Source organism: Mucilaginibacter limnophilus, from assembly GCF_004005815.1.
GTDB lineage: Bacteria > Bacteroidota > Bacteroidia > Sphingobacteriales > Sphingobacteriaceae > Mucilaginibacter > Mucilaginibacter limnophilus.
In genome coordinates, this window is record NZ_SACK01000002.1 from 978,918 (window position 1) to 994,643 (window position 15,726).

Sequence of the window (15,726 nt, forward strand, 5' to 3'; positions counted from 1 at the left end):
TTTGTGATCCCGCTGGGATAACCTTTGTTTATCAAAAGAGCTTAAAAATCCTCTTTTGAGCGTTAAAAAGGCACATTTATTCAATTTCAATCAAACTTGGGCACCACTGAGGGCACCAGTTATTTTGAAGTGTTTTAAAGAACTCTGTGTGATACTAAAAGTAGACATAACAACTCATAATGTCAACTTTGATTTTTTAACACTGAATTATATGTTGCACCGGTTAATCACATGAAATTATCGTCCGCTATAAAGTCATGCTATTCAGCCCACTTACACTTTCAGCTAGTGTAGAATCTTATAATTTGTGACAGAGACGTGAGTAAGCTGTTTTATATTTGACATTTGCATTCCAGGCTCAATTCACAAGCAATTATTGGATAATTTAATTTTACTAACCAGATCATGAAATATCGTGGCGACCATATATTTAGTATGTAACCCCTCCTAAAAACCGGACTGTTTAAAGTTAAGACTTTTCGTCCTTTAAGCAGTCCGGTTTTTAGGAGGGGTTACATAACCAGGGGAACTCATCCAGAAAAATAACGCATTTGTTTTTCTTTAAGAGCGGCTCTGCATGATTTTTAAGCATTTGAAAAGCCTGTGTCCGGTTATTTGAAATAGCTGGCGGGATAGGTAATTGCACTCTTTCAGCCAATGTGTTGCTGAAATTTATTAGCTGGTCTTTTAATATTACATTGTGGACATCAGAAAGTTCAAAGGCAATATTAGAAAGGACTTTCGGATCAGATAGGTTTTACCGACCCGACTTTTACCAAATATAACAATTAATTCTGCCTCGTTAGATTGCAAGGCCTGCCCGAGTACAAGTTGTTGTTCTATACGACCGATAACCTCTTTCATTTCTATTTTAACGTTGATTTTTCATGAATGTAAGCATTCTATATTTAGCCACAACGATACAGACATAGGGGTTGTGGCTAAATATAAAACAACATAATCAGCCACAAGTTATTTTTAAAAAGGGTTATGGCTGATTATAATTTAATTTAAGAAAATGTTAACCTTCCCATGCCGAATGCATTGATTTAAGCGAGTGTCTAACGGTAATCAATTTCAAGGTCTTACCGGATACACTCAATGTTTATAATGACATCATGTTTTAAGAGGACCAAATTTCAGCCGGGAAACCATCTGGGTCATTAAGAACCTTGGCTCTCCTTCCGATGAATCGATAATGAACTGGTGGCTATCCTTGGGAGAATAGACCTAACAACAGCAATTTAATTAAATGGAAGTAACAAACCGCAGGTTACCTCGAGCGAAATTAAAGCGTTACAAGTTGTTGCATAAGGTTAACGAGCGGGATGGCGGTAACACCGTCCTGGAGAGCAAACTGATCATGTCCACCATAGACCACGAACTTTTTATCTGCCTTAACGTCTTCACACCCCTGATAAAAGCCTTTGGAAAGTACCGGGACGGTACTGCGTTTGATTTCAATAGCCCATGTCTCCCGTCCTGAAAATTCGAGAATCAGGTCGATTTCATGACCACTGCTGCTTCGGTAATAGTATGCCTTGGCGTTATTCGGTGCTACTGATATTATATTTTCGATAACAAAACCTTCCCAACTACCCCCAGAAACTGGATGTCCCAGCAGATCATTATATCTTTCGATATTTAATAAGGCATGGGTTATTCCGCTATCCCGAACATAAACCTTCGGACTTTTAACCAAACGTTTGCCGATATTTGCTGTCCAGGGCTGTAAGCGTCTCACGAGTAACAGATCAACCATGAGGTCTAAGTACCTGCTTACAGTAACGGAACTCACCTCAAGGCTTTTTGCCAGCATAGAAGCATTGAAGATACCGCCTTGAATATGAGCAAGCATTGTCCAGAACCGTTCCAGTGTTTCAGCCGGTATCCGCGGACCTAACAGTGGTATGTCACGCTCCAAGTAAGTTCGGATAAAATCATTTCGCCAAATCAAGCTATCTTCATCGCTTGCGGCCAATAAACTTTCCGGAAATCCTCCCCGCAGCCATAACTGATTGAGTTTGTCGGCTGATAGTGCACCGAACTCTAAAGCATCAATACCGCATAATTCGAGATAACTGATGCGCCCTGCCAGTGATTCTCCTGATTGTTGCAACAAATCCATAGATGCCGAACCCAGGAACAAAAACTGTCCGTATTTGTGGCCGCGTCGGCGCTCCTCATCGATAATTCCCCGCAATTCCTGAAATATATCCGGTAGCCGCTGCACCTCGTCCAAGATGATCAGCTTGTCTCGGTTTTCTGTATGAAAAGCTTCAATGTCCTGAATTCTTTGCAGATCGCGCTTACGCTCTAAGTCAAGGTAAACACTTTTATTAGCTTTCTCTATATCCCTTGCAAGTGTTGTTTTGCCCACCTGACGCGGACCCATCAGCGCTACTGAAGCGCTTCTTTTTAAAGTCTTTTCAAGTTCAATCGTTATTCTTCGCTTAATCATTTATACAAATTTAACATTAAATGTTAAATTTGTATAACATTTCTTTCATGCCATGGCTAATCATAAAACTGAAGCTGACTTTCTAATTTTAGACTAAATAGAATCTGTCTTATATATTTGCATTTGCTAATAACTCAGGTACGTTTGTAGCAACCTAATCATATTTTAAGGGGTGCCTGGAGTTGTTTATTGTTTCTTTCTTTGTTTAGTTAAAACGTTATCTTTGTGGCTCTTAGAAATCGCGAAATCTTTGAAGATGCCCCTTTTGGTGTTTTGGGAAAAGGGGCATTCTTTTTAAAGTGGTGAATATTGAACTGTATATATATACCTATTAAATCTACCTTAACATTTATTTGTATCTTTAACCTACCCACAGTTTACCATACTATCCAGTCGACCGCATTATTTTCACTTCGCGCTGTCGGCAGCTGCAGCCCTCGAGTCAATTCAGTTACGCGCTGGAAGACGGACTGCTGCAGGTCAGAAAGACGTGCGTGCGGGTGCTGAAGTCGTAAATACTTTGCTTGTTTTTGTCATTAGGCCTACTGTAATCTTTTAAAAAAGATATCAACAACTGATGTGTAAGCGGCTGCGATCCATGAGCTCTAATCAGCCGAGTGACGTCCATAAGCATATGTAAAAAATTGAATAGATAATCGATAAACTTTCGATTATCTATTCATTAAATTACAAAAGGGAAATTGTTATTAATTATACTGATTTGCGTCAAGCATCATTTCGACAATACCGTCTGCGTTACGATCAGAAGGTACAAGTCCTGCAATTCACCCCTAATCTCCGTGCAATTGACGATCTGAACTACATCCAATATTTCTCCCTCAATCTAGCTGGATTTTAGGGCGTCTTTCGTTATTGTTTCAAGACTAGCGTCTTACGCCTTAGTTATTATTATATAATTATTTTGCTCAGCATAGTCATATCTTTCGTTAAATAACTTTTTCAATGCCATTGCTACCGGCTGGTTACTGATATTGATGCTGACAAGGCTGTCCTTGTTTAGGATTCTTGTATGAAAAATAAAAACCAGCCTGTTTGCTTATCTCGCTAAGCACTGCAGCCAGTCTTTCCTCCCGGCCAATGACAATATTTTCAGGTTTAAAATTGATCATCTATCTAAGACAGTCCCGTGTGATGTGGGAGGGGAAGAAACGTTTCCATATGTAGCTTAACGGAGATACATGCCATCATCAATACGGCCTATTTTGCTAATATAATTAGTAAAATAAGGTAAATGTTTGTATATTCGCGTATGAGCGATAACAACACCATACTTCAGATCAGCGCCTTTGCAGGACTGGCCGGCGCGTTACTTACCCAGGTGCTCACCGGAACATTCACTTATCTTAATGACCGGCGTAAGCAGAAAAACGATGTCCGGAATCAGTACCGCTCCAGAATGGTTGAAGTGGGGGAGAGCTTTTATTTCATGAACGGGGAACTGATGTCTATGATCAAGAAAAATATCGCTTACTGGACAAACCGCCGTGACGACCGCAGTCTAACAACTCTTCAATACTTAAAAAATGAGATGGAGGAGCTCGATGCCTATCAGAATAAACTGAACACAGAGAACTGGAAGTACAATTTAGCCAGCATCTATTTTGACTTGCCCTTCACTATGCAGGAAATGCTGGAGACAAACCGGACCTCTCATCAGCTTTATCTGAAAGTGCTGGACCTGTCAGATCATATCCGGAATTCACCAAGTGAAGAAACCGAAACCTTATTCAAAACGTACCATCTGGCGGTTTTTGACCTATGCACACATTATGACAAGCTATATCACCGGATGGAGCAAAACATGCATGCTGTTAAAAGTCAGTTATTGACCGGTTTCTTCAAAGCCTGACTTTTCTTTTTTCCATTAAACCTTACCCTTGGGTCTTTACAGTTTTGGTCGGGGCTGAATTTAGCAGGAACGAGTTCTTTTCCCCAGATACGTTTTCCGGCGCGTTTCGGATATTTAAGATAGTAGGCATTCCGCTCCGAAAAGTAGCGGTCTATCGCCTGTTTACAATCATCGGCACCCTTATAGTCGCTATTGTGCAGTACCGCTTTTGCCAAACCACTGAATACCGATTCGATCACATTCAGAAACTGCGCGGAAGCAGGTAAGGGCGCCAGTTCGACGGCAGGTGTGCCATGTTCTTTACGATATGCCCTGGCGCTTACTTCTTTGATCCGTTCTTTCAGTTTACTGGACGCATGCCAGCTCGCGGCATCCCAGGATAAATAGATTTTCCTCATGCCCCGGTATTGCTCAATAAGTACTTCCATCAGTTTGATCATTTCATCAGTATTCTTGGCACGGGAGTAAAAATGCGTAACCTGGTTTGTTGTTAATTCGAGTGCAGCGGTACAGATAATATACGCTTTAGCCTTTTGATGCGCTTTGACTGTCTTTTGTTCACCAGGTTCTGTATACGACCAACCCACTTTTGCCCTGATGCCGCAGGAACCCATTTCATCGATCGAGAAAAAACGGTCGTCGGGTTTCAGGTTGTTCAGTATGGAGGTGATCTTATCCAGTTTTTCCCTGAATTTCGGATCCGGGCTGGTCAGGACTTCCTTGGCTTTACGAAACCGGTAACCTTGCCGTTGCAGATAATTCCAAACCGTACTGCGCGTTAATACAACACCATACACTTTGCTGTACACCGCTGCCAGATCTTCTGTTCGCCACGATGTCCGGTTAATGCCATATAGTGATGGCGATTGATGAATAAGCGCATTGAGGTTCTTTATTTTCTGCTCAACTTCTTTCTGTTTTTCGTCATTTAGCGTCCATGGTTTTCTCAGTAATCCAGCAATACCGCGTAATTTAAAAATGGCCACCCACTGTTCAACCGTGTCCAGATGAACTTCCACTTTGTCTGCCACCTCCCGCAGACACCTGCCGTCAAATGATTCCTGGATCACCACCGCTTTCTGCCAGTTACGATGATCGGTCGACTTTCTCCATTCGTTCAGTATCTGTTGATCTGCCTCATGAATATATTTAACCCGGCTGTTATAAAATTCGTTGATATTGTTGTCCTTTCTCCATTTCGCATAAATATTATTAAACTGACTTTCGGAATACTTACAGATATATTTTAGTTGATAGCTCCTAAAGAGATTTGCTGCGGTAAGGCGTTTATGCGGGTCTGAAGCGACCAGTTCCGGCAGCGCGGCGATCAGTTCATCGTAAGCGCCGATACGCGGCATTTTACCATAATCCCGTTTTAAAAAGAAGCGCATGTTTGAAAGCTGATCCGGATAAAGCGTTTTAATAATCTCAAATTCGTTTATCCAGTTCCTGACAGTGCTGCAGCTCAGGTTCAGCTTTATTGAAATCTGGCGCGGGTTAAGTTTCCCTTCAATAAAAAGCCGCCTGATCGCGCATATCTTAACTTTAGGAATGGCGTTGCATAACATGACAACAAGCGTATAGCAATACTACAGTCTGAAGACGATTAAGTTCATAAATCAGTGAAAGTTCCGTCCCTTATGAAAGGCATCCGCCGGCTTGGTCGTCTCGTCCCCGCGCGTCAGGGTCTGCGGCAGATCTGCTGCTGTAGTCAGGGTGCTAAGCAAAGCCGTCAGGTTGAAACATTGTCGTACCACCAGGTGTTTTACGCCATTGGCGACCTGTAATTTACCTGCGACCATCAATAACTTGGATTGTACAATTTCTTTTCTATAGCGATCAAACAAAGCTTGCCAGACCACTACGTTTGCTGAGCCGGTCTCATCTTCCAGCGTCATGAACAAAACGCCTTTGGCCGTTCCCGGCCGTTGCCGCACGGTGATCAGCCCGGCCAGCCGCACGAAATCGCCGTCCTTGTAGTGTTCCAGGTCACGCACCCGTACGTTTCCTAAACGCGTTAACTGGCTGCGCAATAAACCTACGGGATGGTCTTTCAGCGACAGGCCGGTCGAAACGTAATCCTGCACGACATGCTCGCCGCGCGTCATCAGCGGCAGGGGCACCGAATTTTCCAAAACCGTTTCTGATACCTGCCCGTCAAACAGACCAATAGGGCGGTCTGCCAGTGCCGAGATCTCCCAAAGCGCCATGCGCCGGTCAGCGCCCAGGGACCGGAACGCATCCGCGTCCGCCAGTTTTTCCAGCGCAGCTTCCGCAACCCCTGCCGCCCGCAACTGGTCGATGTGCTGGTAACCGCCATCCCGCAGGGTGACCAGCGTCAGCATATCCTCTTCCCGCAGGCCTTTCACTTGCCGGAAACCCAGCCGTACGGCGAAGTATTTTCCGCCTTTTTGTTCCAGCGTGTTATCCCATTCCGAGTAGTTGACATCCACCGGCAAAACCAGTACGCCATGCCGCTCCGCGTCCTGGACGATCTGCGCCGGCTGGTAAAAACCCATGGGCTGGCTGTTCAGCAGCGCCGCGCAGAAGACATCCGGGTAATGGCACTTCAGCCAGGAAGAAACGTACACCAACAAAGCGAAGGAGGCAGCATGACTTTCCGGAAAGCCATAGCCCTCAAAGCCCTGCAGCTGTTTGAATATCCGGCGAGCGAAGGCTTCCTCATACCCACGGGCTGTCATGCCCTCGACCAGCTTCTTTTCATAGATATGCAGCTTGCCGTTGGCCTTAAAAGAGGCCATGCTGCGGCGCAACTGGTCGGCTTCTCCGGGTGTGAACCCCGCCGCCACAATGGCAATCTCCATAGCCTGTTCCTGAAACAAGGGCACACCTAAAGTTCTTTTCAGGATTTTTTCTAACTCAGGTTTTGGGTAGTCAGGATCTTCTTCCTTGTTGCGCCGCCGGAGGTAGGGGTGCACCATATCGCCTTGTATCGGCCCCGGCCGGACAATGGCCACTTCGATGACCAGGTCATAAAACTCCCGGGGTTTCAGGCGCGGCAGCATAGACATCTGCGCACGGCTTTCGATCTGGAACACGCCGATAGTATCCGCCCGGCAGATCATATCATAAACCTTGGGGTCATCCTGCGGAACGGTTGCCAGCGTCCACTGCTCGCCATAATGCTGCAGCACCAGGTCAAACGCTTTGCGGATCATGGTCAGCATACCCAGCCCCAGCACATCTACTTTCAGGATGCGGAGGTCCTCGAGGTCATCTTTGTTCCATTCCACCTGCGTACGGGCTTCCATGCGCGCGTTCATGACCGGGCACAGATCGGATAGCCTGCCCTCGGTGATCACAAAGCCGCCGGTATGCTGGCCCAGCTGCCGGGGAAAACCGATCAGCTGGCTGGTTAACTGCAGGACTTTATAAATCAGCGGGTCATTAGGGTTCAGTCCCTGTTCGCGTAACCGCTTTTCATCAAAGCCTTCCTCGGAAAAGTCCCAGATGGTAGCGCCGATGCGTTTGATGGTGTCTTCGGACAAGCCCATCGCTTTCCCTGTATCCCGGATGGCGCCTTTGTGCCGTTCCTGCGTCACCGTAGCGACGATGGCGGCCCGGTCACGCCCGTAATCATGGTAAATGAACTGGATGATCTCTTCACGCCGTTCATGCTCAAAGTCCACATCGATGTCGGGCCATTCGTCACGCGCTTCGGACATAAAGCGGGAAAACAACAGCCTGGATTTATCCGGATTTACGGCGGTGATACCGAGACAGAAACAAACAGTGGAGTTCGCCGCCGAACCGCGGCCCTGGTGCAGGATACCCCAGTCCTCAGCCTGCTGCGTATAACGATGAACACGTAAAAAGTACCAGGCCAGTTTACGCCCCTCAATAAATTGCAGTTCAAAGACGATCTGTTTCCGGTGCTTTTCGGGTACCGGGTCACCGAAATATTTTTTTGCGCCTTCCCAGGTCAGTCTTTCCAGCCGCTGCTGGGCAGTCAGGCCATCCACCAGTTTTTCTTCCGGTTCGAGATATGTTAATTCGTCCAATGAAAACGTACAGGAATCTGCAATAAACAGCGAACGCTCCAACGCGTCCGGGTAAGACCGGAACAGCCGGTACACTTCCTCTATAGGCTTTAAGAACCTTTCGGCATTGGGATGCAGCTTAAACCCTGCCGTATGGATGGTGCATTTCTCGCGGATACAGGTCAGCACATCCTGTAACTCCCGGCGTTCAGAAAGATGGTAATAGACATCACCTGTCGCTACCAGGGGAACGCCGGTCTCTGCTAAGCGGAACAGCCGCTTGGCGTCCTGTCCCTGGTAATTAAAGGAGGCGGCCATAAAAAGGGATCTGCCGAACTGTTTTTTATATTCCGCCAAATCACTGATAAATCCGGGATCCAGCTCAAAACGTGTAGTCAGCTTTTCGGGAGGCACTGCAACTAATAATATGCCCTCGGCATGGGTGTAAACATCTTTTTTATACAGCTCGCACTTGCCTTTCTCTGTCCTGAGATTACCCAGCGTGAGCAAAGCGGACAAACGTGCATAGGCAGCATGATCTGTTGGGTAAGCCAGTAAACTGGCACCGTCCATTAAATCCAGGCGGCAGGCCGGTATGAACCGGATGCCGGCTTTTTTTGCTGCCATGTGTGCCCGGACGATGCCCGCAAGTGAATTCCGGTCGGTAATGGCGATGGCTGAGTAGCCTAAAGCGGCCGCCTGTCCCACGAGTTCTTCCGGGTGCGAGCCGCCGCGCAAAAAGCTGAAGTTTGAAGTAACCTGAAGTTCTGAATACTGCATAAGACGTTGACTGTTTAAGCAAAATAACCATGCAAATACCAGCGCGTATCGTTGCCGTCATAGTGGCCTGAGCGAAATACCCAGTAGCGCTGTCCGAGATCATCTTCGACCAGGTAATAGTCCCGGTGTTCACCACTGTCCTGCCACCATTCGCGACCGATGCGTTCAGGGCCATCCGCTTTAATGACCGTATGCCGTTTACCCTTATGGACAAATACTTTTGGCGGGTGATCCGGAACCAGCGCCATCACCTCGATGGGTTCCGGCGCCGGTAATAACCGTATCGGCCGCATGACCTGCGGCCAGGCAGTCCCGGGTTGTTCATCCAATGAAGTGGCCAGCCTTACCGAACGTTCCGGCCAGTAATGTTCAGCGGGCAGGAAACGCCGGATGGCCTGCGCCCCGACGCGCCCTGAGATCCGGTCCAGCAGTTCGGTCAGGGAGGTATCGCCCAGACCCTTTGCCTCCGCCCAGAGCTGTTCCTGCACGGTCTCCATGGGTTCGACCCGGGTTGCCTCAAGCACGAACAGTTCAATGCCCAGGGCGGGTTCGATCTTGCTGACCTGTAATTGAAATAAGCGCATCAGGTGGGAAACGCTGTGGGAGCCTTTTGTGGTTGAAATACCCACCTGTAGCTTACGCCCGTCGATACGGTGGCATTTCAGGAAAGCTTTGCGCAGGCCCGTGCCTTCGGTTTGTAACCGGGAACATAAAGCGGTCAATAGTTTTTCCATGGCCAGTTCAATACCCGGTGCCGTACGGACGGGTTCCAGGCAGGGGAGGCGTTCACTATAGGGCACCGGCGGCACCAACGCTTCCCGGTATTCTTCCACGCGCCCGAGCGCCTGATCAATGCGCAATAATAACCCCTGGCCGAAACGCCGCCGTAATACAGATGACGGCAATTGAAGTAGGGGCCCGATGCTACGGAAACCCAACTTCTGTAGCCTGTCCAGTACTTCAGGCTCCAGTCGTAAAGCTGCGAGTGGTAAAGGCGAAATCGCCGCTGCCTGGCCGCCGCAGGTCACGATAGGCCGCTTTTGCCCAAATTGAGCGACGGCCCAGGCTGCACCGATGGTATCGGCAATCGCAGCCCGCGCATCAAAGCCTGAAGAACGAAGTTTCAATACGATGGTGCTCAGGTATTCCCGTTCGCCGCTCCAAAGATGCGCGCAGCCGGTAATATCCAGGATTAGCTTATCAGGCAGGTCTATGGAAACGATGGGGGTATAGCGGATACAGCCCAGACCCAGCAGCCTTAATAGTTTAACAGCCTGACCGGGTATTTCGTCCATAACCACCAGGTCGCTGGTCGCGGCCCGTGCATCGGCAACCGCCATGCCGGAAAAGGCACCTTCGCGTTCGGCCAGATCACTGGCCGCAACAATGACCATGCGGTTCTTGTGCGGAGCGGCGAGCACAAAAGGCACATCTCTCAGTTCAGGCCGGCGCCGCGCCAGCCCGTCCGTCAGTAAATGCCGGAACCAGATCGCCATAAAACGCTTTTGCATCGCTCAACCCACCTGCCTTTCTTCCTGAATACCCATTTCTGTTACCGGTACGAACCGCCCGTCCTGCCATTCCAGAACCCAGCTGCCTGTCTGCCCGTTCCGGACCTTCAGCAGATCGACCTGCCAGCGCAAAAAGCCCGGGCCTGGTAATCCATCTAGGTCAGCGCTGGGCAGGGACCGTACCTGCCAGCGTGCAGCACAGGCAGTTGAACCCAGTTTCCCTGCGTTCCGCAGCACAAACCCGGTGACCCTGCTGTGTTCCACAGCCAGCTGGAATCGCCGTGACTGCCGGAAATCCATCTCCCGCAGTTCGCAGACCACGGCGCTAAGCCCCGGGCATTTTAATGCTTCTTCCATGACCCACAGGGTATCCTTGTCATTCATCAGGCTGATAAAGATCACCTGGTGCGGTTCGATACCAAAGGAAGACAGGGCAGGGGCGAACAAACGCCGGTCACGGCCGATCCAGACACAGACCCCGCCGGGTGGCATCAATGCGGATAATATACCCGAAACCAGCCCGCCCGAAGCCGCGGCCTGCTCACTGCTGGCGCAAACCAGTTCGTGCACGCTGCTTTTTGGAAATACACCGTTGGGAAAAACACTTTCCAGCGGTCCCAGTCCAAGCTGCGCACGCTGACCGCTCTGCGGCGGTTTGTACCCTTCCCATTTCAGGAGATCCTGCCGCAGTTTGCTGATGATGTGTTTGTTTGTTTCCATGCCGGAATAAGTACTACAAACATAATGCTAAAAATATTAGTAAATGAAAAAAAGCTTTAAACAATTTTGAATTGCCTGCCCCGGCAAACCATAACCTGTACAGGCTGTTGGGGATTTATGAATGATCTGGATCGGTTTATCAAAGCCCAGCAGCACAACTATGCGACCGCGTTGGCGGAAATTCGTAAGGGGCGTAAGCGCACACATTGGATGTGGTATATTTTTCCGCAGGTGGCCGGGCTTGGTCCCAGCGATATGTCCAAATTTTACGCGATCCGTAATCTGGAACAAGCAAAAGCTTATCTTGCACACCCGGTGCTGGGCAAACGACTGACCGGAATCAGCCGGGCTTTGACGAGGTGCTGAAAAATATTATGACGGTAAACGGGATCCGGCCACGCTGGAACTGCTGTTATAAAAACTTTTTACTGATAATGCTGCGGCGCATATTTGCGGGCGGTCATCAGGATGATGTTCAGGGCGGCAAGGCTAATGATTAACGCGATCATGATAATAGTTTTAAAGGTGAATACTGAACGAAACAGGCCAAAAAACAGGCCATAAGCCCCTATACGGGCGCTTTTTAAAGTTTGGAAACCCGGCTTGTCATTTATTATCAAAACCGTATTGCACCTAAATATTTGTTAAGAAATTTTTATTGGTCCCCTTACCTAAAACGGGAAACTGTGTCCAGTTCTTTCCCCGTTTTGTACCTTTGCGCAAATGACCGTCTCCCTTTCTGCTTTCTCGCTGGTTATCGAAGTGCTGGCAACGATCGCTTTTACTGTTTCGGGCGTGTTCGCCGCGCTGGAAAAAAAGCTGGATGTATTTGGCGTCACCATCATCGCCTTTATTACGGCCCTGGGCGGCGGTACGGTACGCGATGTGCTTATCGGCGCGACGCCGGTGGCCTGGATGAAGGATGTCAACCTGCTGCTGATCATACTGGGTACGGTCGCTATCACCCTGCTGCTGCGTAAGCACATGGGTAACCTGCACCAGACACTGCTTCTTTTTGACGCCCTTGGCCTGGGTCTGTTCACGGTGGTCGGTATCCGCAAAGGGCTGGCCATCGACCTTTCGCCCGGTATTTGCGTCGCTTTAGGCACGATCACCGGGTGCTTTGGAGGCGTAGTGCGGGATATCCTGCTGAACAAGATCCCGACGCTTTTCCAGAAAGAGATCTACGCGACCGCCTGTATCGCCGGCGGTGTGCTGTACCTCATACTTATCCGACCTTTCGGCGAGGAGACCGCGGAGGTAACGGCCATCATCACCATCTCACTGATCCGGATCATCGCTTACCGCCGCAAGTGGACGTTGCCGCCTTTGTAAGATTGATCAGAACAAGCTGGCCTGATCGGCTGAGCCGCTGCTTTTACGTTCATATTCGCGTACCAGGGTCAGGATGGCTGCGCCGTAGCGACTGGTCTTTTCAGGGCCGACTCCCTTAATGCCGCTGAGGTTCTTCAATGAAGCAGGCAGCTTGGCAGCGATGGCGGCAAGGGTTTGTTCGCTAAAAAGCATGCCGGCCAGTATGCCTTCCTGCTGCGCGGTCCGGTCGCGCCATTCCAGCAGTTTCTCCAGCAGCGCTTCATTTGGCGTCGCGTTAAGCGCTTTAAGATAGGAATGCACCAGTGGCGGCTTAGCCTGTCTGCGCAATGCAAGCATTTTTTCAGTGGTAAAGGGTTCCGAACGAAAGTTGTCCAGTAACACGATGCGCGTCATCAGCCAACGGAGGAGTTTATCTGCCCGACCGGCGAGTTCCTTTGACGTGCCGATAAGCCCTGGCAGTTGTTCATGCAATTTTGCAATGATCGCTTCGAGTTTTTGATAGAAATAATCAGCCGCCTTTCGGATGCGTTCATCGTCATAAGTTGCCGGATTCATTTTCGCCGCAACCGCTAAGATATCCATTTCCATACCCGGCAATACGCTTTCCAGCTTACTGCTGTTTTCCCGCAATCCGCTGAAGTTGAAAAGCTCACTCAGCAGGTAATGACGATAGGCCAGCTGGTGCTGTGCCAGCGTCGTATCATCCGGACGGTGTTTTACGGCTTCTTCATTAAACTTTTTGACCTGCAGGTCACCGATAATATATTGCATGCTGACCGGGCTGCGGAGCACCAGCCCTTCCAGTGAGCGGCAGCGGCTGAGCGCTACATAAGCTTGCCCGTGCGCAAAGGCGCCACTGACATCAATAATAGCTTTCTCAAAGGTAAGACCCTGGCTTTTGTGGATGGTGATGGCCCAGGCCAGCCGCAGCGGGATCTGCGCAAAGCTGCCGGCATTGCTTTCGGCCACCTGTTCGCCGGCCATTTCATATTTGACATTACTCCATTCCAGCGCCTGGACCGCGATCTCCCGGCCCTCCGGCGTCAGGACATGCACCGTATCCGCTTCCAGGCTGGTCACCGTCCCGATCTTGCCGTTATAATAGCGCTTTTCTGCTGAGCTATCATTTTTGACGAACATGACCTGCGCGCCAATCTTTAACAGTAACGACACTTCGGTAGGATAGCCATCAGCAGGAAACTCGCCCCGGAGGATTGCTTTGTATTCGACAAGCTCACCGGTCAAAGCTTCCAAAAGCTCTGTATTGATCTGCTGTGCTATCCTGTTATGCGTGGTCAGGGTGATAAAACCTTCGGTTGACAAAAAGCCCGGAACGAAACGTGTATTCAATTGCGCCAGCTGAGCGGCGGTAAGCGACTGATCACGTATGCCGTTCAGGATATCTACAAAAACTGGGTCGCTCTGCCTGTACACTTTCTCCAGCTCGATACGAACAAAAGCGCTGCGTCGCATCACCAGGCTGCTGAAAAAATACGGCGTAGCATAATAGGAGCGGAGCAAGGTCCATTCCTCGTCGCGGATGATCGGGCTAAGCTGCGCCAGATCTCCGATCATTAACAGCTGCACCCCGCCGAAGGCGTGGTTGTTGCCACGGAGACTGCGCAGGATGGTATCAAGTTGGTCAAGTACATCAGGTCGAACCATACTGATCTCATCCATGACCAGCAGTTCCATATTTTGCAGGAGCTCATGTTTCTCCGGATTGTAATGCAGCTCGGGGCCTTCACTGCACGGCAACAACGGCCCGAAAGGCAGCTGAAAAAGCGAGTGGATGGTCATGCCGCCGGCATTGATCGCCGCCATACCGGTTGGCGCAACGATGACCAGTTTCTTTTTTGTTTCCTGCCTGAGCTGCCGTAGAAAGGTCGTCTTGCCTGTTCCGGCTTTGCCAGTCAAAAAAACGATCGTGTTCGTGGTATCAGTATAGGCCTGCGCCAGGTCAAGTAAGAGGTTATTCATCTGCAATACAAAAGTAGGCGCCGGTTTTAAAGTATCTAGTGAATTTTTCCACATTAATCTTCGAGTTAGACAGAAATATTTATTTTCAGCGCATGACCTTATATCAGTTTAACTCGCTCAGTCCGAAAGAAAAAGAAATTGCGATGATAAACGGCGAGTTTCTGGCCGATAGGCGGGAGGAAAGCGATACGATAGCGCTTTATGCCGTGTGTAATTTTTATGTTGAGGCCTATTATGATAACGCACTAAATGCGGTCACCATGCTGGCGGCTTTCCGGTCAACCGACCGCCTCGGCCCTTATCTTCAGCATATCCGAGTGCCTACTTTCTAAGAGGCTTTGTGATAGTTTAACGCATAAAATAACTCATCGATAGAATAGACAGGCACGTCGCTTAAACAAAGCCCTGTCCGGCCCGTTACCCTTACATGAAGCACATGTTATTTTTCGGCGACAGTCTGACCGAGGGCTTCGGTCTTGCCGATGTCAAAACCGAAGCTTTCCCGGCTCTCATTCAAAAGACGCTCCATAAGGAAACTTTGACTACGAGGTGGTCAATGCCGGTTTAAGCGGAGATACATCAGGCGGGGGAGTGTCAAGAATCGACTACTGGCTGAACCGTCCTGTCGATGTATTTGTGCTGGAACTTGGCATCAATGATGCCCTGCGCGGTATCCGGCCTGCGTTAACCGGACAAAACCTGCAACTGATCATCGACAAGGTAAAAATAAAAAATCCTGACGCGCGCCTGGTACTGATGGGCGTGGAACTGCCTGCATTTATCCCGGGAGCCCATGCATCGGCGTTCCGCGGAATTTTCAAAACGCTTGCTGACAATAATCACATGGCCTATGTTCCCTTCTTTCTTGAAGGAGTCGCCGGTCAGGGGCACCTGAACATGCGGGACGGCCTGCATTCCTACGCGGAAGGTTATAAAGTCATTGCCGGCAAGGTTTGGCCGGTAATCAGGTTGGTATTATGAAGGTGCTCCTTTCTTCACGGAAATTCGGCTTTCACCGCAATAGAAAATCTTGATAATAACCGTTTATTTCTACAACGACAAAACGCA

The 15,726-nt window shown here is 49.0% G+C and carries 12 protein-coding genes; 5 read left to right on the forward strand and 7 right to left on the reverse strand.

What is annotated here, in order from left to right; all coding sequences use genetic code 11:
• Window positions 1-1,288 precede the first annotated feature (1,288 nt).
• Window positions 1,289-2,461, reverse strand: a complete 1,173-nt coding sequence (locus EOD41_RS08910; protein WP_127704425.1) for an ATP-binding protein — start codon at window positions 2,459-2,461, stop codon at window positions 1,289-1,291.
• Window positions 2,462-3,713: 1,252 nt separating this feature from the next.
• Here EOD41_RS08910 and EOD41_RS08915 point away from each other — a divergent pair.
• The gene (locus EOD41_RS08915; protein ID WP_127704426.1) at window positions 3,714-4,331 is read left to right on the forward strand and encodes a hypothetical protein; all 618 of its coding nucleotides are present in this window, start codon (window positions 3,714-3,716) and stop codon (window positions 4,329-4,331) included.
• Here the strand turns inward: EOD41_RS08915 and EOD41_RS08920 are convergent.
• Genes EOD41_RS08920 through EOD41_RS08935 form a run of 4 tightly spaced genes read right to left on the reverse strand, consistent with a single transcriptional unit; the run spans window position 4,301 to window position 11,343 of the window.
• Entirely contained in the window at window positions 4,301-5,899 is a 1,599-nt protein-coding gene (locus tag EOD41_RS08920) for an IS630 family transposase (RefSeq protein ID WP_205780506.1), read from the reverse strand. The two genes, EOD41_RS08915 and EOD41_RS08920, sit on opposite strands and share 31 nt — an antisense overlap.
• Window positions 5,900-5,950: 51 nt before the next feature.
• Window positions 5,951-9,112 carry an error-prone DNA polymerase gene (locus tag EOD41_RS08925; RefSeq protein WP_127704427.1) on the reverse strand — a complete coding sequence of 1,054 codons (3,162 nt, stop codon included), beginning with the start codon at window positions 9,110-9,112 and terminating at the stop codon, window positions 5,951-5,953.
• A gap of 14 nt (window positions 9,113-9,126) precedes the next feature.
• Window positions 9,127-10,623, reverse strand: coding sequence for a Y-family DNA polymerase (locus EOD41_RS08930; protein ID WP_127704428.1), 1,497 nt, complete (start codon window positions 10,621-10,623; stop codon window positions 9,127-9,129).
• 3 nt (window positions 10,624-10,626) lie between these two features.
• Window positions 10,627-11,343: an ImuA family protein gene (locus EOD41_RS08935; protein WP_127704429.1), complete on the reverse strand. Its 717-nt coding sequence runs from the start codon at window positions 11,341-11,343 to the stop codon at window positions 10,627-10,629.
• Between the two features lie 117 nt (window positions 11,344-11,460).
• Here EOD41_RS08935 and EOD41_RS08940 point away from each other — a divergent pair, with 117 nt between their 5' ends.
• Entirely contained in the window at window positions 11,461-11,709 is a 249-nt protein-coding gene (locus EOD41_RS08940) for a DUF1810 domain-containing protein (protein WP_127704430.1), read from the forward strand.
• Between the two features lie 59 nt (window positions 11,710-11,768).
• Here EOD41_RS08940 and EOD41_RS08945 read toward each other — a convergent pair whose 3' ends face one another.
• Window positions 11,769-11,963 carry a hypothetical protein gene (locus tag EOD41_RS08945; protein ID WP_127704431.1) on the reverse strand — a complete coding sequence of 65 codons (195 nt, stop codon included), beginning with the start codon at window positions 11,961-11,963 and terminating at the stop codon, window positions 11,769-11,771.
• Between the two features lie 103 nt (window positions 11,964-12,066).
• Between EOD41_RS08945 and EOD41_RS08950 the strand changes: the two genes are divergently transcribed.
• A complete protein-coding gene (locus EOD41_RS08950) occupies window positions 12,067-12,678 on the forward strand; it encodes a trimeric intracellular cation channel family protein (protein WP_127704432.1) in 612 nt (203 codons plus the stop codon).
• Window positions 12,679-12,684: 6 nt separating this feature from the next.
• Here EOD41_RS08950 and EOD41_RS08955 read toward each other — a convergent pair whose 3' ends face one another.
• Window positions 12,685-14,712 carry an HRDC domain-containing protein gene (locus tag EOD41_RS08955; RefSeq protein ID WP_127704433.1) on the reverse strand — a complete coding sequence of 676 codons (2,028 nt, stop codon included), beginning with the start codon at window positions 14,710-14,712 and terminating at the stop codon, window positions 12,685-12,687.
• A gap of 38 nt (window positions 14,713-14,750) precedes the next feature.
• Between EOD41_RS08955 and EOD41_RS08960 the strand changes: the two genes are divergently transcribed.
• Together EOD41_RS08960 and EOD41_RS08965 are read left to right on the forward strand one after the other, a co-directional pair.
• The gene (locus tag EOD41_RS08960; RefSeq protein ID WP_127704434.1) at window positions 14,751-14,990 is read left to right on the forward strand and encodes a hypothetical protein; all 240 of its coding nucleotides are present in this window, start codon (window positions 14,751-14,753) and stop codon (window positions 14,988-14,990) included.
• Window positions 14,991-15,207: 217 nt separating this feature from the next.
• Entirely contained in the window at window positions 15,208-15,639 is a 432-nt protein-coding gene (locus tag EOD41_RS08965; protein ID WP_205780507.1) for a GDSL-type esterase/lipase family protein, read from the forward strand.
• The last annotated feature ends 87 nt before the right edge of the window (window positions 15,640-15,726 follow it).

Bases quoted from the DNA above. Each gene is read 5' to 3' on its own strand.
- EOD41_RS08910 (WP_127704425.1), bottom strand. From the start codon at position 2,461: ATGATTAAGCGAAGAATAACGATTGAACTTGAAAAGACTTTAAAAAGA.
- EOD41_RS08915 (WP_127704426.1), top strand. From the start codon at position 3,714: ATGTTTGTATATTCGCGTATGAGCGATAACAACACCATACTTCAGATC.
- EOD41_RS08920 (WP_205780506.1), bottom strand. From the start codon at position 5,899: ATGTTATGCAACGCCATTCCTAAAGTTAAGATATGCGCGATCAGGCGG.
- EOD41_RS08925 (WP_127704427.1), bottom strand. From the start codon at position 9,112: ATGCAGTATTCAGAACTTCAGGTTACTTCAAACTTCAGCTTTTTGCGC.
- EOD41_RS08930 (WP_127704428.1), bottom strand. From the start codon at position 10,623: ATGCAAAAGCGTTTTATGGCGATCTGGTTCCGGCATTTACTGACGGAC.
- EOD41_RS08935 (WP_127704429.1), bottom strand. From the start codon at position 11,343: ATGGAAACAAACAAACACATCATCAGCAAACTGCGGCAGGATCTCCTG.
- EOD41_RS08940 (WP_127704430.1), top strand. From the start codon at position 11,461: ATGAATGATCTGGATCGGTTTATCAAAGCCCAGCAGCACAACTATGCG.
- EOD41_RS08950 (WP_127704432.1), top strand. From the start codon at position 12,067: ATGACCGTCTCCCTTTCTGCTTTCTCGCTGGTTATCGAAGTGCTGGCA.
- EOD41_RS08955 (WP_127704433.1), bottom strand. From the start codon at position 14,712: ATGTGGAAAAATTCACTAGATACTTTAAAACCGGCGCCTACTTTTGTA.
- EOD41_RS08960 (WP_127704434.1), top strand. From the start codon at position 14,751: ATGACCTTATATCAGTTTAACTCGCTCAGTCCGAAAGAAAAAGAAATT.